15 protein-coding genes and 3 pseudogenes are annotated in these 21,275 nt (G+C 68.9%); 11 read left to right on the top strand and 7 right to left on the bottom strand.

All coding sequences use genetic code 11. The features are described from left to right. Nucleotides 1–58 precede the first annotated feature (58 nt). The 5 genes and pseudogenes from OJJOAM_RS09370 to OJJOAM_RS09390 all read left to right on the top strand — a co-directional run. A complete protein-coding gene (locus OJJOAM_RS09370) occupies nt 59–2,053 on the top strand; it encodes a sensor histidine kinase (protein ID WP_422647800.1) in 1,995 nt (664 codons plus the stop codon). Further along, the gene (locus tag OJJOAM_RS09375) at nt 2,043–3,440 is read left to right on the top strand and encodes a sigma-54-dependent transcriptional regulator (protein ID WP_422649550.1); all 1,398 of its coding nucleotides are present in this window, start codon (nt 2,043–2,045) and stop codon (nt 3,438–3,440) included. The genes OJJOAM_RS09370 and OJJOAM_RS09375 overlap by 11 nt, the downstream gene beginning before the upstream one ends. A gap of 461 nt (nt 3,441–3,901) precedes the next feature. After that, nucleotides 3,902–4,172, top strand: a pseudogene (locus tag OJJOAM_RS09380) (MoaD/ThiS family protein). A 193-nt stretch (nt 4,173–4,365) separates the two neighbouring features. Next, nucleotides 4,366–5,493, top strand: a complete 1,128-nt coding sequence (locus OJJOAM_RS09385) for a WD40/YVTN/BNR-like repeat-containing protein (protein ID WP_422647801.1) — start codon at nt 4,366–4,368, stop codon at nt 5,491–5,493. 214 nt (nt 5,494–5,707) lie between these two features. Beyond that, a pseudogene (locus OJJOAM_RS09390) lies at nt 5,708–6,584 on the top strand (aquaporin); the annotation flags it as partial. Nucleotides 6,585–6,681: 97 nt separating this feature from the next. Here OJJOAM_RS09390 and OJJOAM_RS09395 read toward each other — a convergent pair. Beyond that, nucleotides 6,682–7,964, bottom strand: a pseudogene (locus OJJOAM_RS09395) (carbohydrate porin). 1,028 nt (nt 7,965–8,992) lie between these two features. Between OJJOAM_RS09395 and OJJOAM_RS09400 the strand changes: the two are divergent. The 3 genes from OJJOAM_RS09400 (at nt 8,993) to dinB (ending at nt 12,536) form a co-directional block, all read left to right on the top strand. Beyond that, nucleotides 8,993–10,138, top strand: a complete 1,146-nt coding sequence (locus OJJOAM_RS09400; RefSeq protein WP_422647802.1) for a TRAP transporter substrate-binding protein — start codon at nt 8,993–8,995, stop codon at nt 10,136–10,138. A gap of 95 nt (nt 10,139–10,233) precedes the next feature. Then, complete coding sequence (gene rarD / locus OJJOAM_RS09405; protein WP_422647803.1) at nt 10,234–11,127, top strand: EamA family transporter RarD; 894 nt, start codon at nt 10,234–10,236, stop codon at nt 11,125–11,127. 200 nt (nt 11,128–11,327) lie between these two features. Next, nucleotides 11,328–12,536: a DNA polymerase IV gene (dinB, locus tag OJJOAM_RS09410; protein WP_422647804.1), complete on the top strand. Its 1,209-nt coding sequence runs from the start codon at nt 11,328–11,330 to the stop codon at nt 12,534–12,536. A gap of 36 nt (nt 12,537–12,572) precedes the next feature. On the opposite strand, the gene OJJOAM_RS09415 is transcribed toward dinB, so the two are convergent. Further along, nucleotides 12,573–13,355, bottom strand: coding sequence for a DUF2272 domain-containing protein (locus tag OJJOAM_RS09415; RefSeq protein WP_422647805.1), 783 nt, complete (start codon nt 13,353–13,355; stop codon nt 12,573–12,575). Between OJJOAM_RS09415 and OJJOAM_RS09420 the strand changes: the two genes are divergently transcribed. After that, nucleotides 13,327–13,563, top strand: coding sequence for a hypothetical protein (locus OJJOAM_RS09420; protein WP_422647806.1), 237 nt, complete (start codon nt 13,327–13,329; stop codon nt 13,561–13,563). The two genes, OJJOAM_RS09415 and OJJOAM_RS09420, sit on opposite strands and share 29 nt — an antisense overlap. A 371-nt stretch (nt 13,564–13,934) precedes the next feature. On the opposite strand, the gene OJJOAM_RS09425 is transcribed toward OJJOAM_RS09420, so the two are convergent. After that, nucleotides 13,935–14,213 (bottom strand): HU family DNA-binding protein, encoded by a 279-nt coding sequence (locus OJJOAM_RS09425; RefSeq protein WP_006579334.1) that lies wholly within the window; start codon nt 14,211–14,213, stop codon nt 13,935–13,937. Nucleotides 14,214–15,490: 1,277 nt separating this feature from the next. On the opposite strand from OJJOAM_RS09425, the gene OJJOAM_RS09430 reads away from it, so the two are divergent. Beyond that, entirely contained in the window at nt 15,491–15,997 is a 507-nt protein-coding gene (locus OJJOAM_RS09430; RefSeq protein ID WP_422647807.1) for an SET domain-containing protein, read from the top strand. On the opposite strand, the gene OJJOAM_RS09435 is transcribed toward OJJOAM_RS09430, so the two are convergent. The 4 genes from OJJOAM_RS09435 to phhA form a co-directional block, all read right to left on the bottom strand. Continuing rightward, the gene (locus tag OJJOAM_RS09435; protein WP_422647808.1) at nt 15,907–17,715 is read right to left on the bottom strand and encodes a sensor histidine kinase; all 1,809 of its coding nucleotides are present in this window, start codon (nt 17,713–17,715) and stop codon (nt 15,907–15,909) included. The two genes, OJJOAM_RS09430 and OJJOAM_RS09435, sit on opposite strands and share 91 nt — an antisense overlap. 164 nt (nt 17,716–17,879) lie before the next feature. Further along, a complete protein-coding gene (locus OJJOAM_RS09440) occupies nt 17,880–18,584 on the bottom strand; it encodes a response regulator transcription factor (protein ID WP_023263551.1) in 705 nt (234 codons plus the stop codon). Nucleotides 18,585–18,873: 289 nt separating this feature from the next. Further along, a complete protein-coding gene (locus OJJOAM_RS09445) occupies nt 18,874–19,191 on the bottom strand; it encodes a 4a-hydroxytetrahydrobiopterin dehydratase (protein WP_422647809.1) in 318 nt (105 codons plus the stop codon). A 200-nt stretch (nt 19,192–19,391) separates the two neighbouring features. After that, nucleotides 19,392–20,339: a phenylalanine 4-monooxygenase gene (phhA, locus tag OJJOAM_RS09450; RefSeq protein WP_422649551.1), complete on the bottom strand. Its 948-nt coding sequence runs from the start codon at nt 20,337–20,339 to the stop codon at nt 19,392–19,394. Nucleotides 20,340–20,617: 278 nt separating this feature from the next. Between phhA and OJJOAM_RS09455 the strand changes: the two genes are divergently transcribed. Next, a complete protein-coding gene (locus OJJOAM_RS09455; protein ID WP_149317455.1) occupies nt 20,618–21,091 on the top strand; it encodes an Lrp/AsnC family transcriptional regulator in 474 nt (157 codons plus the stop codon). Nucleotides 21,092–21,275: the final 184 nt, after the last annotated feature.

Raw genomic sequence — 21,275 nt, forward strand, 5'->3', positions numbered from 1 at the left:
TGCCTAATGGCCGGTCGTTGGCCGGCGCATGCCGCCGGTATCCCTTCCGCGCATCGACATGACGGACTCCTCCGCGACTTCTGCAGCGACGCCGGCGATGCCGCCTTCGGCATGGCCGCGTGGACGGGCACGCCGCGCGGCCACGATCGCCGCGGTCTGCGCGGTGATGGCGGCCGGGGTCACGATCGCCTATCTGTGGGGCGAGCGCGTCGGCATCCGCGCGCAGCGCGACGGCACCGCGCACCGCATCGAGGCCTATATCGGCGGACTGCGCAGCGAGATGCGCCGCTACGAATATCTGCCGGCGGTGGTCGCGCTGAACCACGACGTGCAGCGCCTGCTGCGCGAACCGGCGACGCCGGGCCTGCCGATGGCCGCCAACCGCTTTCTCGCCGAGGTCAATGCCGCCGCCAAATCGACCGCGATCTATGTGATGGACGCACACGGCCTGACGCTGGCCGCCAGCAACTGGAACGAGGCGGCCAGCTTCGTCGGCATCAATTTCTCGTACCGGCCGTATTTCCGCGACGCGATGCAGGGCAAGCCGGGCCGCTTCTATGGCATCGGCACCGTCAGCCGCGAGCCGGGCTACTACTTCTCCCAGCCGATCGTGCGCGAGGGCGCGCTGCTCGGCGTGGCCGCGGTCAAGGTCAATCTCGACAAGATCGACGAGCCCTGGCTCGCCAACGACGACCGCATCCTGGTGGTCGACGCCAACGGCATCGTGTTCCTGAGCTCGCAGCCCGACTGGCGCTTCAAGTCGCTGCGCGAGCTGCCCAGCGAGACGCGCTGGCAGCTGGCCTCCACGCGGCAGTACTCGACCGTCGATTCGCTCGACCCGATCGGCTTTCGCGAGCAGCGCCGCTTCGCTGCCGACATCAGCGTGGTGCAGATGCCGGACGGCGACGAATTCCTCGCGCAGAGCCGCCGCATTCCCGATACCGACTGGCGGCTGATCGTGCTGTCCGACATGGAACCGATCCGCACGCTGGCGCGCAACAGCGCGGTGATCGGCGCCTTCGCGCTGGGCTTTCTGCTGCTGCTGATCCTGTACGTGCTGCAGCGCCGCCGCGCGGCCGCGCAGAACCGTGCCGCCAAGGAGGCGCTGCAGCGCGCGCACGACGAGCTCGAACGCAAGGTCGCGATGCGCACGCAGGCGCTGTCCGGCTCGAACCTGAAGCTGCAGAAGGAGATCGCCGAACGCAAGCGCGCCGAGCAGGTGCTGAAGGCGGCGATGGACGAGCTGGTGCAGGCCAGCAAGATGGCCGCGCTCGGCCAGATGTCGACCGGCATCACGCACGAGCTGAACCAGCCGCTGGCGGCGCTGCGCACGCTGTCGGCCAACACCATCGTGTTCTTTCGCCGCGGCCAGACCGAGGCGGTCGAGACCAACCTGAACGTGATCTGCCAGATGGTCGAACGGATGGGCAAGATCACCGCACAGCTGAAGAAGTTCGCGCGCAAGACGCCGGTGCAGTCGGTGCCCACGCCGGTCGGCACGGTGATCGCCGACGCGCTGTTCCTGCTCGACTCGCGCATTCGCGCCGAGGGCGCGGAGCTGGTGGTGTCGGTGCCGGAGCCCTCGCCACTGGCGCTGTGCGAGGGCAATCGGCTCGAGCAGGTGCTGGTCAACCTGCTGTCGAACGCGCTCGATGCGATGAAGGACGCCAACGCGGACGCCGCCGAGGACGCGGCCGCGCGCGTGCTGGAGATCCGCGCGCACGCCGACCCGCAGTGGGTCACGATCGAGGTGGCCGACCGCGGCTGCGGCATCGACGACGACGTGATGCCGCGGCTGTTCGAGCCGTTCTTCACCACCAAGGAGCAGGGCGTGGGCCTCGGCCTCGGGCTGGCCATCTCGGCCGGCATCGTGCGCGAGTTCGGCGGTACGCTGCGCGCGGAGAATCGCCGTGCCTTCGAGGTATCCAGCCACGTGTCCACCGACGTGTCCGGCAACGTGCCCGGCCACGCGGCGGATCACAACGACATCGCCGGCGCCCGCTTCATCATCCAGCTGCCCGCCGCACAGGAGACCCATGCCGATGCGAACTGACCTGTCGGTCCTCTACGTCGAAGACGATGCCGCGGTGCGGCTGGGCAGCACGCAGTCGCTGCAGATCGCCGGGCTGTCGGTGGAGGCGTTCGGCTCGGCCGAACAGGTGCTGCATCGCCTCACGCCCGGCTTTGCCGGCGTGCTGGTCACCGATGTGCGGCTGCCCGGCATCAACGGCCTCGCGCTGCTCGACAGGGCGCTGGAGATCGATGCCGCGCTGCCGGTGATTCTGGTCACCGGCCACGGCGATATCTCGATGGCGGTGCAGGCGATGCGCCGCGGCGCCTACGATTTCGTCGAGAAGCCGTACTCGCCCGGCGAGCTGACCGAGGTGGTGCAACGCGCGATGGAAAAGCGCGCGCTGACGCTCGAAGTCGAGGCGCTGCGCCGGCAGCTGGCCGACACGCAGGCGATCGAGGCCAAGGTCATCGGCCGCTCGGCGGCGGTCGAACGGCTGCGCAAGCTGATTCTCGATCTGGCCTGCACCGATGCCGATGTGCTGATCCTCGGCGAGACCGGCACCGGCAAGGAACTGGTGGCGCGCTGCCTGCATGAATACGGGCCGCGCCGGCAGGGCAACTTCGCCGCGCTCAATTGCGGTGGCGTGCCCGAGTCGCTGTTCGAGAGCGAGGTGTTCGGTCACGAATCGGGCGCCTTCACCGGCGCCGCGCGGCGGCGCGTCGGCAAGATCGAATACGCGCAGCGCGGCTCGCTGTTTCTCGACGAGATCGAGACCATGCCGATGTCGCTGCAGATCAAGCTGCTGCGCACGCTGCAGGAGCGGCAGTTCGAACGGCTGGGCTCGAACACGCTGCTGCCGATGGATTGCCGCGTGATCGCGGCCACCAAGGTCGATCTGCTGGCGCTGTCGGCGGAGCAGCGCTTCCGCGCCGATCTGTACTATCGCCTCAACGTCGCGGTGATCGACATCCCCCCGCTGCGCGAGCGGCGCGAGGACATTCCGCTGCTGTTCTCGCACTTCCTGCTGCAGGCCGCGCTGCGCTACGAGCGGCCGGTGCCGGACGTATCGCCGCAGCATATGCGCGAGCTGATGATGCATCCGTGGCCGGGCAATGTGCGCGAGCTGCGCAATGCCGCCGACCGCTTCGTGCTGGGACTGCAGGGCGGCAACACGGGCGTGCCCGCGGGGGGCGGCCCTGGCAGCGGCAATGGCAGCGGCAATGGCGGCGCCAGCGAGGCGCGTTCGCTCGACGAGCAGGTCGCGGTGTTCGAACGCCATCTGATCGAGGAAGCGCTGCGCGCCGCGTCGGGACGCATGGCGGCGGCGAGCGATCTGCTGCGCGTGCCGAAGAAAACGCTGTACGACAAGATCAAGCGGCTCGGCGTCAATCTCGAGGCCTTCCGCTCGAGCGCGGCGACCGACTGAGACGCGGCACGCCCCGTCCGTGCCGATGCTCTCCACGGCGAGGCCGTCCAAATCGGCTTCGTCCACATCCGACGTGTCCACATCGCGCGCGTCCACATCGCCGTGCCCACATCCGACGTGTCCACATTGAACACGTCCACATTCCGCCTCGCCTGTCGCCAGTTCGACCGAGTCTTGCTAGACTGCGTGCGCGCATGGGTCGCGGGGATGGAAGGCTGAAAACCATGCGCACTTCGGTGCCGGTCCTGGCTGTTTGCCGGCGCCGTCGCAGCGGTAACACGACGTGAAAAAAGACAGGACTGCCAGGCGGCGTCTTTGTCGCGACAGCGGCAAAGACGCCGGTTCCGACCGCGCTGTCCACATTCGATCGGGCCGCTTTTTCCCGCATTCTTCCTTCCCGCGCAGCGCCGAGCGCCTACACTGTAGTGACCGTTTTTTGCGCTCCCCACCGTCGCTGCACCATGGCCCATATCACGTTCGCGCCGGCGATCCAGCGCCATGTCCCCACGCCGGACCGTCATCTGTCCGCCCCCCTCGGTGCGCGCCGCGCTCGACGCGGTGTTCGCCGAGCAGCCGGAGTTGCGCGGCTACATCCTCGACGACCAGAACCAGTTGCGCCGCCATGTGACCGTCTTCATCGACGGCACCATGATCCGCGACCGGCGACGGCTCAGCGATGCGCTGCGCGAGGACAGCAAGGTCTACGTGGTGCAGGCGCTGTCCGGCGGATAGCACCCCAGCGCGAGTACAAGGGCCTGGACGCGCATCGACGCTTCACGCATCACCACTTCACGCACCGACGCTTCACGCAACGACCGGCAACGACGCTTCTCGCAACGACACTTCACGCCTCGAGGCTTCGCGCTTCGACGGCCAACGCGCCGACGGCCACGCGACCGGCGGCCGATACCAGGAGACCTGAACGATGAACGACCGAATTCTCGTGGCCACGCGCAAGGGCTTGTTCGAAATCGAACGCCAGCCCGATGGACGGTGGCAGCAAACCCAGGCGCATTTTCTCGGCGAGCCGGTCAACATGGTCTTGTCCGACCCGCGCGACGGCACCGTCTATGCCGCATTGAATCTGGGCCACTTCGGCGTCAAGCTGTGGCGCCGCGCGCGCGGCCAGAACGAGTGGACCGCCTGCGCGGTGCCGGTCTATCCGCCGCAGCCGGAAGAGCAGGCCGCGGCCGCCGCAAACGCCCCCACCGACCCGGACGCGCCCAAGCCCGCGCCCTGGTCGCTGCAGCAGCTGTGGGTGCTCGAGGCGGGCGGCGCCGACGAGCCCGGCGTGCTGTGGGCCGGCACCATCCCGGGCGGCCTGTTCCGCTCCGGCGATGGCGGCGCCAGCTGGACGCTGAACCGGCCGCTGTGGGACCGGCCCGAGCGCGCCGAATGGTTCGGCGGCGGCTACGACTATCCCGGCATCCATTCGATCTGCGTTGATCCACGCGACAGCCGCCATGTGTCGGTTGCGATCTCCTGCGGCGGCGTCTGGCAGACCCGCAACGGCGGCGACAGCTGGGAGGCCACCACGCGCGGCATGAAGGCGGGCTATATGCCGCCCGAACGCAGCGAGGATCCCAACATCCAGGACCCGCACTACATGGTGCAATGTCCGGCCCGGCCCGATGCGCTGTGGGTGCAGCATCACGATGGCGTTTTCCGTTCCGAGGACGGCGGCGCCAGCTGGCGGCGCATCGAGAGCCGGCCGTCGAAGTTCGGCTTTGCCGTCGCGGTGCATCCGCGCAATCCCGAGACCGCGTGGTTCGCGCCGGCGACCAAGGACGAATGCCGCGTGCCCGTCGACGGCAGGCTGGTGGTGTCCCGCACCCGCGACGGCGGCCGCAGCTTCGAGGTCTTCGACGAGGGCCTGCCGACGCCGCCGGCCTACGACCTGATCTATCGGCACGGCCTGGCAGTCGACGACAGCGGCGAACGGCTGGCGATGGGCTCGACCACCGGCGGCCTGTGGGTCTCGGAGAACGGCGGCGAACGGTGGTCCTGCGTGTCGGCGCATCTGCCGCCGGTCTATTGCGTGCGCTTCGGCTAGCGCGCACGCAGGCCGCACACGCGGCGCACCGCGCATCGCAGGCGGTGCGCCGCGCATTCGATACCGCGGGTCAGGACACAACTGCGCCGGCGCGCATTGACGGCGGGCAGGGCGGACGGAACACTGCGCGCTCCGCGCCGGCGGGCACCATGCCGCGCACGGATCCGTATCCACCTTCGCTCCGCGTTCGATGTCCACCCGCCGTCCTCACGCCATGTCCGCGGCAGATGCCGCCTCCGTCGATGCACGGGTCGATGCACCCGGTAATGCATCGGTTGATGCACCAGTTGATGCACCAGTTGATGCACCGGTGGATGCACGGGTCGATGCACCGGCTGAGTTCGCAATCCCGCTGGCGCGCAGACTGGTTGCCGAGGCCCTCGGCACGGCGCTGCTGATCGCGGTGGTGATCGGCTCCGGGCTGCGCGCCGAGCGGCTCGCGGCGGGCAATGTCGCGCTGGCGCTGCTGGTCAATTCGCTGGCCAGCGGCGCGGGCCTGGCCGCGCTGCTGCTGGCCTTCGGCGGCATGTCGGGGGGGCCATCTGAATCCGGCGGTCACGCTGTCGGCCTGGCTGCGCGGCATGCTGCCGGCGCGCGAGGCGCTGCGCTATGTCGCCGTGCAATTGGTGGGCGCAGTCGCCGGCGTGATCGCGGTGCACCTGATGTTCGCCGAGCCGCCGCTGGCCTGGTCGGACCAGGCGCGCACCGGCGCGCCGCTGTGGTGGAGCGAATTCCTGGCGACCTTCGGCCTGATCGGCGTGGCGATGGGCACCGCGCGCGCCCGGCCCGCGCTGCTGCCGTTCGCGGTGGCCGGCTATATCGCCGCGGGCTACTGGTTCACCGCCTCGACCTCGTTCGCCAATCCGGCGCTGACGCTGGCGTGCGCGCTGACGGCGACGTTTACCGGCATCCGCGCGATCGACGTGCCGGGCTTCGTGCTGGCGCAATGCGCCGGCGCGCTGGCGGCGACGCTGGTGTTCCACTGGCTGCTGCGGCCCGCACCGCGCGGCAGTGCGACCCGAACCGGGGCCGGTTGCGCCGCCGCTAGTGCCGCCGCTAATGCCGCCGCTAGTGCCGCTGCGAGTGCCACTGATCGCGCGGAGATCAGTCCGGTCCGCGGTCCCGTCCGCCGCCCCGTCAGCGCCGCCGTCGACGGCCGCATCGACAGCCCCGCCAGCAGCGCCGCCCCTACCAGCGCCGATTGAGCTGGATTCCGAAGATCGAGCCCGTGGCCTGCGAGGCCCAGGCGTCGGCCGGCGCCGCGAAGCTGATGCCGTCGACGTCGCTGGCGCGGCTGTAGGTGTAGAAGGCGCGCAGATTGGCGTTGCCGGCGGCCTTGCCCAGCGTCAGCGTCGGCGCCACCGTCAGGGCGGTGCGCTGCCCGCTGACGCCAAAGCCGGACGAGATCTGATCGTGCGCGACCTCGAAGCTCAGGCGGAAGCGCTCGGTGGGCGCATAGGCCGGGCGCACGCGCGTGGTCATCCATTGCAGCGTGCCCAGTGCCGAGCGGTCGTATTGCAGGCTCGATTCGACCGAGCCGATCAGGCCCGAGCGGCCCTTCCATTCCATCGATTCGGCGACCCGCACACGCGACAGCGTGTCGCCCATCCCAGAGTAGCCCGTCATCGCGGTGCGGCTGCCGGTGCCGTATTGCAGGCCGAAGCGGTTGGTGCCGGCCAGAACGCCTTCTGCTCGTGCATCGCCGACGCCCACCAGGCATTGCCGGCGGCGTCGGCCAGCGCGTCGGCCTCGACGCGCGTGAAGCCCAGCTGCAGCGTGCCCTTGTCGTTCACGCCGATCGGTGAGGTGCGCACCGAGTGATAGCTGGGCAGATGCTGCCCATTGGTGTCGTTGCGGGCGGTGTACTGGTAGCTCAGGCCGACGCCGGCGAGCTTGGCATCGTCGACGCCGAAACGCAGCGCGCTGGAGGTCGGCGGCAGCAGGCCCGACGACATCAGGAACGGCGAGGTATCGCGCCGGCCGGCCCACATGGTGGCGCCGTCGAGCGCGGCGATGCCCTTGACCGCGGTATAGAACTGCGGGATCAGCTGATACGGGTCGACCGGAGCGGGGCGCCCGTCGATGGTGGTGGTGTTGGTGCCACGCGCCTGCGCCACGACCTCGATCGCACCGCCGCCGTCGAGCGTGTACAGCTGCTCGCGCAGCTTGACCTCGCCGCTGCTCTGGCAGGCCACGCCATGGCCGATGCCGGTCGACAGGCTGCCGCCCGGACAGGCCCGCATCGCATGGGTGTTGTCCTCGTAGGCCGCGCGTCCGCTGTACGACAGGCTCCAGACGGTCTCCTCGGCCGGCTCGGCGCTCGGCAGGTTGGAGGCGAACACCGGCGGCGCATCGCTCGGCGCCGCATCGCCGCCGGCCGAAGCCATGGCCTCGGGCATGAACTCGCCCAGCCGGTTGGGGAACAGCACCACCGGCGGCGGCGCGGGCGGCAGCGGCTCCGGCGGTCCCATCAGGCCGGGGTCGAGCTCGGCCAGCGCGGTCTGTTCGGGGGGTGTCGGCGGGAGGCAGGCTCAGGGCTTCGGTGGCGGCTTCGGTGGCGGCATTGGCCGGGGCGGTGCCCTGCGCGTCCCGCTGAAGCAGGCCCGCAAGTGGGTCGGTGTCAGCGGCCGGCTGCGGCGCTGGGGGGTGCTGCCGCCTCCGCGGCAGGTGCCGCCCGGTTCGGTCGTTGCTGATGCGACGGCCAGCTCGACAGCTGCGCCACCGCGGGCACCGGGGCGGCCGGCGCGAACACCGGCGGCGCGATCGGCTCGGGCGCCGGTGGCGTCTGCGCGCAGGCGGCGATGCCCCCACGCAGCCAGGCCGGCCAGATACAGCCAGCGCGGACGCGGCAGTACGGGCGAACGGACTGACGAACGGCGGACGGACCGGTTCAGCGAAGGGCGGCGAGAGGAGGACGACGGGGACAACGGCATGCGGTGACAACAGGACAGCGGCGAAAGTGCAACGGCAAGGTACAACGGCGAGGTGCAGCCGCAAGGTGCAGCGGCAACGTACAACGGCAGGCTACGGGCTTCGGCCGTGCCGGACCGACGGTTTTATCAGCCGGCCTGATTGGACAGCAAGAGAGGTTACAAAATCCATCGGCCGTGCACTGTAGGTAACCAAAGCGTACGGTCGGCCACCGAGGCAAACACGGCGGATCGGTGGTGGAGCGGCGACGAATCGGCCGCGAATCGCGGCCCGCCAGGGCGCGCCATACCGCACTTTCCTAGCGAAAACCCGGACACTGGCGCGGCCCCGTGGCGAATTGGGCACCGCTATAATCGATCAGCCTGCTGGAACGGGTATGAGCGGGCAACCAAGGGGTGAATCCGGGCCTGTTATCGGCGCAAGCTGCCACGTCGGCGGGTGCGCCGATAACAGGCCCGTTGTTGCGCGCTGTCGTACCACGGCTTGCCGCGCGTCCCCGGCCAGCGCTGGAGTCGACGCATCTCTCGCCTTCGGCCGGATCAAAATTCGAAAACGAGGAGAGTAGTCGATGGAACGTCGTTCCTTTCTGTTGAAAGCGTCGGCCGTGGCCGCCACCGGTGCCCTGGCCGCCTGCGGCAAGCAAGAGCAGGCCGCCGCCCCGGCCCCGGCCAGCGCGCCCGGAACGCCCGCCGCGCCTGCCGTGGTCGGCAGCAATCCGGCCGTCGAATGGCGCCTGGCGTCGAGCTTTCCGAAATCGCTCGACACCATCTACGGCGGCGCCGAGACGCTGTCCAACCGGGTCAAGGAACTGACCGACGGCAAGTTCAACATCAAGGTGTTCGCCGCCGGTGAAATCGTGCCGGGCCTGCAGGTGCTCGACGCCGTGCAGAACAACACCGTGCAGATCGGCCACACCGCCGGCTACTACTACTTCGGCAAGAACCCGACGCTGTGCTTCGACACCACCATCCCGTTCGGCCTGACCGCGCGCCAGCAGACCGCGTGGATGGTGCAGGGCAACGGCATGAAGCTGATGCGCGAGTTCTTCAAGGAATACAACGTCGTCAACTTCCTGGGCGGCAACACCAACGCGCAGATGGGCGGCTGGTTCCGCAAGGAGATCCGCACCGTCGCCGACCTGCAGGGCCTGAAGTACCGCGTCGCCGGTTTCGCCGGCGTGGTGCTGTCGCGCCTGGGCGTGGTGCCGCAGCAGATCGCCGGTGGCGACATCTATCCGGCGCTGGAGAAGGGCACCATCGACGCCGCCGAATGGGTCGGCCCGTATGACGACGAGAAGCTGGGCTTCTTCAAGGTCGCGCCGTTCTACTACTACCCGGGCTGGTGGGAAGGCAGCGCGCAGCTGTCGTTCTACGCCTCGGCCAGCGAATTCGAGAAGCTGCCGGCGCTGTACAAGCGCGCGCTGGAGACCGCGACCTTCGAAGCGCACACCAGCATGATGGCCAAGTACGACACCGTCAACCCGCAAGCGCTGGCGCGCCTGCTGGAGAACGGCGTCAAGCTGCGCCCGTTCTCGCGCGAGATCATGGAGGCGTGCTTCAAGGCGACCCAGGACGCCTACGCCGAGGAAAACGGCAAGAACCCGTCGTTCAAGAAGATCTACGACGACTGGCGTGTGTTCCGCAACAACCAGGCCGCGTGGTTCAACGTCGCCGAGCAGGGCTTCGCGCAGTTCAGCTTCGCCCGCAAGCTGTAATCCGCGTTCCACTGTCTTCCTTGCGGGCGGCTTCACGCCGCCTGCAAGGCTCGGTCCGCACCGGTAGAATCCCCTGCTTCTGAGAGGATTCTCCGATGCAGACCGGCATACTCTACGCCCTGCTGGCGTACATCATCTGGGGGCTGCTGCCCCTGTACATCAAGTCCCTCCACGGCATCGCGCCCCTCGAGATCCTGCTGCACCGGATGGTGTGGTCGCTCGTGCTGCTTGGCGCCATCCTGGCGATCCGCCGGCAATGGGGCTGGCTGCGCGCGGTCTGGTCCGATCGCCGCCTGCTGCTCGGCTTCGTCGCCAGCGCCACGCTGCTGTGCGGCAACTGGTTCCTCTATATCTGGGCGGTGTCCAACGACCGCGTGGTCGATGCGAGCCTGGGCTACTTCATCAATCCGCTGTTCAGCGTGCTGCTCGGCGTGGTGTTCCTGCGCGAGCGGCTGCGGCCGGCGCAATGGGTTTCCATCGCGCTGGCGGCCGCCGGCGTGGTGTGGCTGACCTTCGCCGCCGGGCAACTGCCGTGGATCGCGCTGGCGCTGGCCGGCACCTTCGGCGGCTATGGGCTGCTGCGCAAGACCGCGGCACTGGGTGCGCTCGAAGGGCTGTCGCTGGAGACGCTGCTGCTGTTTCCCTTCGCCGCCGGCGCGCTGGCGTGGATGTTCGCCACCGGCCAGGCGGGCTTTGCCCATGCGAGCCTGGGCGTGCAGCTGCTCGTCGCGATGGCGGGGCCGGTCACCGCGGTGCCGCTGCTGTTCTTCGCCGCGGCCGCGCGGCGCATCCCGCTGTCGCTGCTGGGCCTGCTGCAGTACACCGGCCCGACGCTGCAGCTGCTGCTGGGCGTCTGGCTGTATCACGAGCCGTTCCCGGCCGACAAGCAGCTGGGCTACGCGATGATCTGGGTATCGCTGGCGCTCTATGCGCTGGAGGGTTTCTGGATGTCGCGGCGCCGTCCACCCCCCGCGGTGGCGGTAGAGTGATCCATCGACGGTATCGATGAACCGAATTGTCGACGAAGCCTGATCATTCATCGGCATCATGATTTTGCCTATCGAGCGGTTGGCCGTGAGGATCGCCATGCCGGCACTTCGAACGGATCGGTGCGTTGTCATCGATGTGACGGATGTGGCTGGCGCCTGCCCGGTCGCGTTTGATTATTGCCACGAATAATCGAACGCCCATGACCAGCACGCCGGTCCCGCCGCTGCGCAAGATCATCCACTGCGACTGCGACGCCTTCTATGCCTCGGTCGAGATGCGCGACGACCCGTCGCTGCGCGGCCGGCCGATGGCGGTCGGTGGCTCGCCGGACCGGCGCGGCGTGATCGCGACCTGCAACTACGAGGCACGCGCGTACGGCGTGCGGTCGGCGATGTCGTCGGCGCAGGCGGTCAAGCGCTGTCCCGAGCTGCTGATCCTGCGGCCGGCGATGGACAAGTACAAGGAAGCGTCGCGCCGGATCTTCGGCATCTATCGCGAATACACCGAGCTGGTCGAGCCGCTGTCGCTGGACGAGGCCTATCTGGACGTCAGCGCGTGCCGCCAGCACCAGGGCAGCGCGACGCGCATCGCCGAAGAGATCCGCCGGCGCGTGCGCGAGGAGGTCGGCGTCACGGTCTCAGCCGGCGTCGGCCCGAGCAAGTTCATCGCCAAGATCGCCAGCGACTGGAACAAGCCCGATGGCCTGTTCGTGGTGCGGCCCGAAGCGGTCGACGCCTTCGTCGCCGCCTTGCCGGTCGAGCGCATCCACGGCGTCGGGCGGGTCACCGCGGCCAAGCTCAACCGCCTCGGCGTGAAAACGTGCGCGGATCTGCGGGCCTGGACGCCGGACCTGTTTCATCGGCACTTCGGCAGTTTCGGCGGCCGGCTCTACAACCTGTGCCGCGGCATCGACGAGCGGCGCGTGTCGCCCGAGCGCGAGCGCAAGTCGATCAGCGTCGAGGAGACCTATGCCGACGACCTCCCCGACCTGCCGGCGTGCCTGGCCGAGCTCGACCCGCTGATCGCGCAGCTGGAGGCCCGCATCGCGCGGGCCGGCGCCCAGCACGTGATCCACAAGCTCACGGTCAAGCTGCGCTTCTCGGATTTTCGCCAGACCACGGTCGAATGCCGCGGGCAGATGCCGGACCGCGCCGTCTACGCGCGGTTGCTGGCCGAGGGCCATGCGCGGCGGCGGTTGCCGGTACGGCTGCTGGGCGTCGGCGTGGCGACCAGCGATCCTGACACCGCGCAGCTGGACCTGTTCCGCGATCTGGCCGATGTCGATGCGGAGATCGACGACAACTACGAAGGTGAGGGCGGGAACGGGGACCCGAGTGAGAACGTCGGCCGGGACAGAGACGGAGACAGAGACGGAGACAGCGACCACGACCGGGACGAACGCGCCTGATGCCTGGCAACTGACGCCCGCCGCCTCCGTCTTCGCTTACGGCAGCTGATTGCGCATCAGCACCAGCCAGGGCGCGTGCGAATTGGTGAAGCCGTCCACCAGCCCCGAATCGCCCAGCTCGACCAGCTCCATCGACACCGACTGCTGCAGATTGCCGCCGATCGTCTTGACCACGCGGGCGGTCGCATCGACCTCGACCACGATATCGCAGTGCATCGGCGTGGTGCCGAAGCCGATCTCGTCGACGCCGGCCAGGTATTTGTCGCGGCCGCGGCCGGCGCAGAGGATATCGCCCGGGCGCGGCATGGCCGGCAGCGGCTCGAGGCGGAAGGCCGGCGCCGGCAGGATGCCGTCGCGCGCGTCCACCACATACATCGAATGCGATTGCCCGGTCAGGAACTGGCGCTCGTTCAGCCCGGCCTGGCGCAGCACCCACGAAATGAACACCGCGGACCAGGCCCATCGTCCCTCGGTGATCTGCTGGCAATCGACCTCCTTGCCGACGATCGCCCAATAGCGCTGCGCCAGCGCGCAGCCCTGCGGGGTCGCCTCCATGCCGGTGCCGTCCGGAAAACCGGCGCAGCCGGGCGCGGCGGTGGTGCCGAAGCTCTCGTCGGTATCGGCCGACGACGCGTGCAGCGAGCCGTTCTGCAGGATCTCTTCGATGCCATCGGGCAGCGCCGGCGGCGGCGGTGGCAGCGGGCTGCTGACCACGCAGGCGGTGTCGTCGCGCCCGATGCGGATGGTCTGGCCGCCCCAGCGCTGCCATTCCTGCAGCGCAATCTGCACGATGCGCTGGCGCGGCGTGGCGCCCGGCATCGGTGCCGGCGCCTGTACCTGGGCCTGCGGCAACGGCATTGCCTGCGGCCGCGCGGTCGGCGGCGGCGAGGGCGGCTGGGAAGGGGGCGTCGCGCACCCGGTCAGCAGGCAGGCGGCAACCGTGCCGGCAAGCACGGAAAAACGGGTACGCAGCACGGTCAACGCACGTCCCGGTAAAGCCCGCGGGGCGCTGTGGAAAATCATGTGAGAAACGATGTGAATAACGCTGTGGAAATCCGGGTGGCAAGGCGCGCATCGGCATGACCTGAAGACGGCGGGCTACGACGAAGGATTGGCGCGCAATGGCGCTGCAAGGCCCGTGAAGTACGGAAAAAGCGCGGAAAAAACGCGGGAAAAATGCTGGAAAGAACGCGGAACCGGCACGCCGCGCGAGGCTTCGCGGCACCGCGTCGGGCGCCGCACGGCCCGGGGGCCGATGCCGGTGGACAAACGGGGAAAAGCCTTGCGGCTACGTTGTGGATAACATTTCCCGCCCAGTGCCCCACGCTCGCCTTGCGGCGACAGGCGGCGGCACGGCGGGACCATGCAGAACCGGGCTGGTCGGTACCGCCCGACAGCTTACTGATTGACGGCGTCCTTGAACTTCTGGCCGGCCTTGAACTTGACCGTCTTGGCGGCTTCGACCTTGATCTCTTCGCCGGTACGCGGGTTGCGGGCCATGCGCTCGCCACGCTCGCCCTGGCTGAACGTGCCAAAGCCGATCAGGCTCAGGGTGTCGCCCTTGGCGACGGCGTCCATGATGGCGTTCAGGGTCACGTTCAGTGCCTGCTCGGCCTTGGCCTTGGTCAGACCATCCACACCCGCGGCGATCGCGTCGATCAGTTCGGTTTTCGTCATGCTTCACTCCGTATCGAGTTGAAAAAACACATTGCCTTCCGCCCGCCCGGTGTGCCGGACGTGGCCCCGGAAAAGGCGCTGCGGGCCACATCATACCGTGTCACGCCGGCCGGTCCCCGCGCGACATTGTTACAGCAACCCTTGGCTGGACAAGGCCTGCCGGGGTTGGAGGGGGGGGATCGGGACGGTTTACGGGCGGTATACGCCACCGGAGTACGCGGTCACCTGCGCAGCCGGAGTACGGAGCCGCGTACGGGCCGGAGTACGCCCCGTGGCGGCCTCGGCCTGCCAGGGAGGTGCCATGTGCCGTCCAGGACGTTAACCGGCCTCTGGGGGGCCTCTGAGGGGCTCCGACACATTCTGGTCGCGTTCGGGCCGCGTCCAGTCCGGCCGGAGTACGCCGGTTTTGTCGCTGATCGGCTTCCAAGGTTCAGGCGTATACCGCGATTGGGGCGATGGACTTGCCCGGAGGTATACGCGTCGACGGTAAACCGCATCCGGCGAGTCCGCGCCGAGGAAGGCCCGATGGGGGGTAAACGCAGCCAGCGCGGTTTACCTCGTTTTCCCCGTTTCGCTTCGCAGCCGATAGGGGGGACGTAGTCCCTTTGGTTTAGATAGTTCTTTTGATGTATACGGATAGTAGTAGTAGGTAAACCCGCCCCCCTTCTGTGGACAAGTCGGTATACGCCAGTCGAATCAACGGTTTTACCGAATGCAGAACCATCGGGACGAAATCCCGGGGCAGGTGGATGACTCAGCCGTTTGGCGGAGGACCCTCCGACAAGGCTAGGACTTATGCCCGAGGCATCCCCATGCCAGCCCCAGGCGGCCCACATCAAACCCGCGTGCTTATCCACAGAAGAAGGGCGAGTTGTCCACAGAACGGCCCCACACAACGGCCCCACACAACGGCCCCACACAACGGGCCCACATCGCGACCGCTGCCGAGCGGTATACGTCGGCGGACGGCGTGCGTCCGATGGACCGCTTCTTGCACGGTCTTGCGTTAACCGATCGCCCGGCCTTGCCAGGCAGGCATCGGGCGGGAGCCACGGGCCTCAGGTATACGCCGCGCCACGCACCGTCACGCGGCGCGGGTATCATCCCGCATCGCCCGGACGGCAGGCGCCGGCATCGGGCACACGACCAGAAGACAGACCAGACGACGGTAAAACAGACGGTAAACAGGACGGATATGGCCGAACAGTCGAAGCGCAAGCAGGACAGCAAGGGGGGACAAGAGCGACAAGGCGGGCAAGGCCGCGAAGGCGCAAAAGTTGGAAAAGGTCGAAAAAGCCGAAAAGGCGGAAAAACAGAAGAAGCCGAAGACCGCCAAGGACCGCATCGAGGTCCGCCAGTCCGGCGTGCACGGCAAGGGCGTCTATGCGATCGCGCCGATCGCCGCGGGCGAACGGATCATCGAATACAAGGGCGAGCGGATCTCGTGGGAGACCGCGCTGGAGCGCCATCCGCACGATCCGAACGACCCCAACCACACCTTCTATTTCAGCCTCGAGGGCGGCGACGTGCTCGACGCCAAGTTCGGCGGCAACCGCTCGCGCTGGATCAACCATGCCTGCGAACCGAACTGCGAGGCGCGCGAGAAAAAGGGCCGGGTGTTCATCCACGCGCTGCGCGATATCGCGGCGGGCGAGGAGCTGTTCTACGACTACGGGCTGGTGATCGACGCCCGCTATACGAAGAAGCTGAAGAAGGAGTTCGAGTGCCGCTGCGGCAGTCCGAACTGCCGCGGCACCATGCTGGCGCCCAAGGGCAAGCGCTGACGCCTTGCCGCCGAGGCGTGCTCCGGGGCCAGAGCTAGCCCGCGCCCGGCGCCTCGCACGGAATCCGGATCACGAAGCGCATGGTCGCGCGCGCCTGGCCATCGGCGCGCTGCGATTCGCCTTGCGATTCGCCTTGTGATTCCCGCCGTGATTCGCGCCGTGATTCCACCTCGGGTACGTCCTCGATGCTGATGCTGCCGTGGTGCAGGCTGATGATCTCGTGCACGATCGCCAGACCCAGCCCGGCGCCGCCCGGGGTGGCTTCGGGGCTGCGTCCGGGCACATGGTCCCCCGCGGAAGAAGCGCTTGAACACCTCCTCGCGCCGCGCCGGTGCAATGCCGGGCCCGTTGTCCTCGATCATCACCACCGCCATGCCGCGATGGCCGATCGCCTCGCCGCCGGCGCGCACGGTGATGCGGCCGCCGGCGGGCACGTACTTGACCGCGTTGTCGATCAGATTGTTCAGTGCCTCGCGCAACAGCAGCCGGTTGCCGCGCACCATCGACGGCGCGGCGCCGGTGAAGGTCGGCCCCGGCAGCGTCTCGAAGCCCAGGTCGATATGGCGCGCCAGCGCCTGCGGCACCCATTCGGCGCCGGTTTCGAACGCCAGCGTGGCCAGGTCGAAATGCTCGATCGGACCGAGGCGCTCGAGCGACAGGCCCGGCTCGGCGCGCGCCAGCGACAGCAGCTGGTTCGACAGCCGCACCGCGCGGTCCGCCGCCGATTGCAGCTCGCGCAGCGCGTGGCGCGTGACCTCGGGGTTCTCCGCCTCCACCGCGCGGTCGGCATGCAGCTTGACCGCGGTCAGCGGCGTGCGCAGCTGGTGGGCGGCATCGGCGATGAACTTGCGCTGGGCGTCGAGGGCGTCGCGCAGCCGCGCCAGCAGCGCGTTCAGCGCGCGGATCAGCGGCTCGACCTCGGCCGGCACCTGGGTCTCGTCCAGCGAGGCGAGCGAGCGCGCGGTCTGCCGGTTCAGCTTGTCGGTCAGGATCTGCAGCGGCACCAGCTCTTCCTTCAGCACGTGCGACAGGATCAGGCTGCCGACCAGCAGCAGCAGGATCAGCGGCACCGACACCGACAGCAGGATTTCGTTGGCGGCCGTCTCGCGCCGGTCCAGCAGCTCGGCCACCTCGACGACGATGGGGCCGCGCGACGGGGCGCCGGCGGCCTGCGGCGCGCTGGCCGAAGCCGCGGCGTCGTTCGGCACGCTGCCCGTCACACTGCCGGTGACGTTGTCCGCCACGCCGCCCGCCATGTCCGCGGTGGCGTCGATGTCGCCATCGGCCGGCGTCGTCTGCACGGGATCGAGATGCACCGGCAGCCGAACCGCCCGTACCTGCCGCCCGCTGAACCAGGCGTAGAACAGCCGCGCGTCGTGCAGCGTGGTCTGGCCGGTGCCGTAGCCGAGCCAGGTATCCATGCCGCCGATCAGCCCGTCGGGCCCGTGGATGCGCCAGTAGATGCGGTCGCTGCCCTCGGCCTCGACCAGGGTCTGCGCGATCGCGGGGATATCGTGTTCGAGCCGGGGACCGGCGATGCGGATCTGCTGCGCGATATTGTTGGCGACGCCGTACAGGGCGCGGTCGAATACCTGCGTGGTGTAGTGGGCCGCGAGCCAGTAGGACAGCGAGCCGCTGGCGAGCACCAGCGCGAACAGCGGCGTGGCCAGCGCCCGCAGCAGATGGACGCGCAGGCTCTGGGTCGAGGCCAGGCGCACCTGCTGGGCGCCGCCGCCGTTTGAACGGGAACCGCCAGCCCCGCCAGAACCGCCGGCCCCCCCGTTGCCGTTGGTCCCCCCCGGTACCGCCCTGGCCGCCTGATGGACCTTCGCCGCGCGCGCTCCGCAGAGGCGCCTGGAGCCGCCGCACGCCGCGCCTCGCGCTAGGCCTGGCCGCGGCTTTGCAGCAGGTAGCCGAAGCCGCGCACCGTCACGATCTCGACGTCGCTGTCCTCGAGCTTCTTGCGCACGCGATGGACATAGACCTCGATCGCGGTATCGCCGACGGTGTCGCCGCCATCGCCGGCCGGATGGGCGAAGGTTGCCAGGTGGTCCTGCAGCTGGGCCTTGCTGACCACGCGTCCCTGCCGCTGCAGCAGCAGTTCGAGCACCGCGAACTCGCGCGGCGACAGTTCCAGCGGCTTGCCGTCGAGGAACATGCGCCGGTCGCTGCCCGACAGCCGCAGCCGGCCCAGCCGCACGTCGCGGTCGGGCGCCGCCTCGCCGTGCTGGCTGCGGCGCAGCAGCACGCGCACGCGCGCCTCCAGTTCGGGAAAGGCGAAGGGTTTGACCAGATAGTCGTCGGCGCCGGCGTTCAGGCCGGACAGCTTGTCCTCGAGTTCGTCGCGCGCGGTCAGGATCAGCACCGGGGTGGTGCGGTTGCGGGCGCGGTAGCGCGACAGCAGGGTCATGCCGTCGATGCCGGGCAGGCCCAGGTCGAGGATCACCAGGTCGTGCTGCTCCTTGAGCAGATGCTCGGTGGCATAGACCCCGTCATGGACGACGCGCACCTGGTGGCCCGCCTGGAACAGGCCGGCTTCGACGCCGCTGGCGATCTGGCGGTCGTCTTCGATCAACAGGATGCGCATGGGCGAAAGGTTCGGCTGGGTTCGGCAGGAAGGCTCAGGGGGGAGCGCCGCAGGTAGCGCGGCTAGCGTCGCGCTTCGGGTGCCGGGCGCCCCGCCTGGCCGCCGATTGTACCGCGCACGGCGCGGGCCTTCCTTTCGATTGGCTTGCGGTGGGGGACCGCGGTTGGTCACGCTGGGCCCGGCGGTGCGCCCCCCGGTCGGCCCTGCGATCGGGCTACGCGGCGGGTCCCCGTGGTCGGCGCCCGATGTCTGGCAACACGCCTTTACCAGCGCGCCCGCCGCTCAGCGCTCAGCGCTTGGCCAGCGTCGCCGCGGCCTGCTCGATGAAGCGCGCCAGGTCGATATCGCGCTGGGTCAGGCCGTTGGCGTCGTGGGTCGACAGCGTGATGTCGACGCGGTTGTAGACGTTGAACCATTCGGGATGGTGGTCGGCCTTCTCGGCCTGCATCGCCACGCGCGTCATGAAGGCGAAGGCGGCGTTGAAGTCGGCGAAGGTGAAGCGCTTGTGGATCGCGTCGCGATCGGCGACCGCGGTCCAGCCGGGCAGCGACGCCAGCAGCGGCGCGCGTTCCTGTTCGGACAAGGGGGAAAGGGTCGGAGACGTCATGATGGCAAGGCCCGGAAAGTCGGAATCGGAAAATGGCAGAGCCGGCCCGCCCGACCGTCGCGGTCGGGCATGCCGGCATTCTTTCATAAAGCCCCGCAAAGGGGCGGGAGTGGGCGCTGAACCGGCGCGGAATAGGCGCGAAGTCGGGCGCGAAATCGGGCGCACAAGCCGCGTCGTGGAAAGGGCGCGGATTGCGGGCCTCAGATATCGTCGCTGTCGCTCCAACCCTCGCGGTTGCCCACCTGCAGCACCTGGTCGCCCTCGGCCACGTCGCCCGCGCCCAGCGTCGGCTGCTGGCGCAGCTCGGCGTACAGCGGCGTGAAGTCCGGGCGGGTCGCGTCGAACAGCTGTTCGAAGCTGTCGATGACGAAATAGGTCTTCTGGAAGGTGTCGATCCGGTAGCGGGTGCGCATGATGCGGCGGACATCGAAGCCGATCCGGTTCGGGCTGGCCGAGTCGAGGCTGTAGATCGACTCGCCCTGGCTCGACACGATGCCGGCGCCGTAGATGCGCAGGCCCTCGGGCGTGCGGATCAGGCCGAATTCGACGGTGTACCAGTACAGCCGCGCCAGCATGTCGAGCGCGCCCATGCCGGCCGCCTTCAGGCCGCCCTGGCCGTAGGCCTGCATGTAGTCGGCGAAGACCGGGTTGATCAGCAGCGGCACGTGGCCGAACACGTCGTGGAAGCAGTCCGGCTCCTGCAGATAGTCCAGCTGCTCGGGCTTGCGCATCCACCAGCTGGCCGGAAAGCGCCGGTTGGCCAGATGCTCGAAGAAGACCTCGTCGGGCACCAGGCCCGGCACCGCGACCACCTGCCAACCGGTGGCGGCCATCAGCTTGTCGTTCAGGCGGGCGAAGTCGGGCACGCGGTCGGCGTCCATGCCCAGCGTGTCGAGGCCGCGCAGGAACTCGTCGCAGACCCGGCCGCGCAGCATCGAGGCCTGGCGCGCGTACAGCTGGCGCCAGACGGCGTGGTCGGCGTCGGTGTAGCGGTGCAGCGGCTGGGCGATGGTGAAGTCGGGGTTCAGGTCCGGGTCCGACAGTAGGCCGGCTTCGAACTGTTCCTTCAGCTTGTCGGTCAGCGTGCCGGCAAAGGCGGGCGCCGACGCGGCGTTCTGGTCCTGGGTTGGGTCGAGGATCGCTTCCATCTGGTTTGTCTCCGGCGATTCGGTGCGGGCCATGCCTTGGGCCGTGGCGGTTGTGGCGGCTGGGGCGGCCGCTGTGGTGTCCGCTGTCGTGTCCACTACGGTGGACCGGCGCGCCCGGGGCTGGCATTTGCAGGTTTGCCGCACGCGGTCCATCGTGCATGCGGGATTTCTGCAAAGTCTACCGAGATGGCGCTGCAAAGAGCCCGCAAAAACGGCTTGGATTGCCGTTCCGATGCGGGTAATCTGCATAAAACGCAAAACCGATGCAGGATCTTTGTATGCTGAGCCTCGACAACTTCGATCTGGCCCTGCTGGCCGCGCTGCAGGCGGACGGCCGCAGCACGCACCAGCAACTGGCCGAGCAGGTCCATCTGTCGCCCAGCCAGGTCGGCCGGCGCATCGCCCGGCTCGAGGCCGAGGGCGTGATCGCCGGCTACCGGGTGGTGCTGTCGCCGCCCGCGCTGGGCCTGGGCGTGCTGGTCTTTACCAGCGTCAAGCTGGCCCACCATGGCGACACCGCGATCGAGCGCTTCCGCGAGGAGATCCTGCTGCTCGAGGAGGTGCAGGAGTGCTACTCGGTCGCCGGCGAGGCGGACTACCTGCTGCGCATCGTCGTCACCGATCTGCCGGCGCTGGCCGATTTCACCATGCGCAAGCTGATGCGGGTCCCCGGCGTCGAGAGCGTGCGGTCCAATATCGTGCTGACCGCGCTGAAGCGGGAAGGGGCGCTGCCGCTGTCGCATCTGCGGTGACACGGAGGCGCCGCCACTGAGGACGCTGACCCTGCGGCGCTGACTCCACGGCGCCGACCATCCGGCCTTGACGCCGTGGCGCCACCCTGCGGCGCTGACCCGTCGGTTGGCTTGCGCGCCGGCGCCTCGCATGTCACTCTCGCCAGGTGCCCGCTGATGCACCAGGCGGGGGCGATCATGCGGA

The sequence above is a fragment of the Cupriavidus sp. H18C1 genome, assembly GCF_049311595.1.
GTDB classification, from domain to species: Bacteria; Pseudomonadota; Gammaproteobacteria; order Burkholderiales; family Burkholderiaceae; genus Cupriavidus; species Cupriavidus cauae.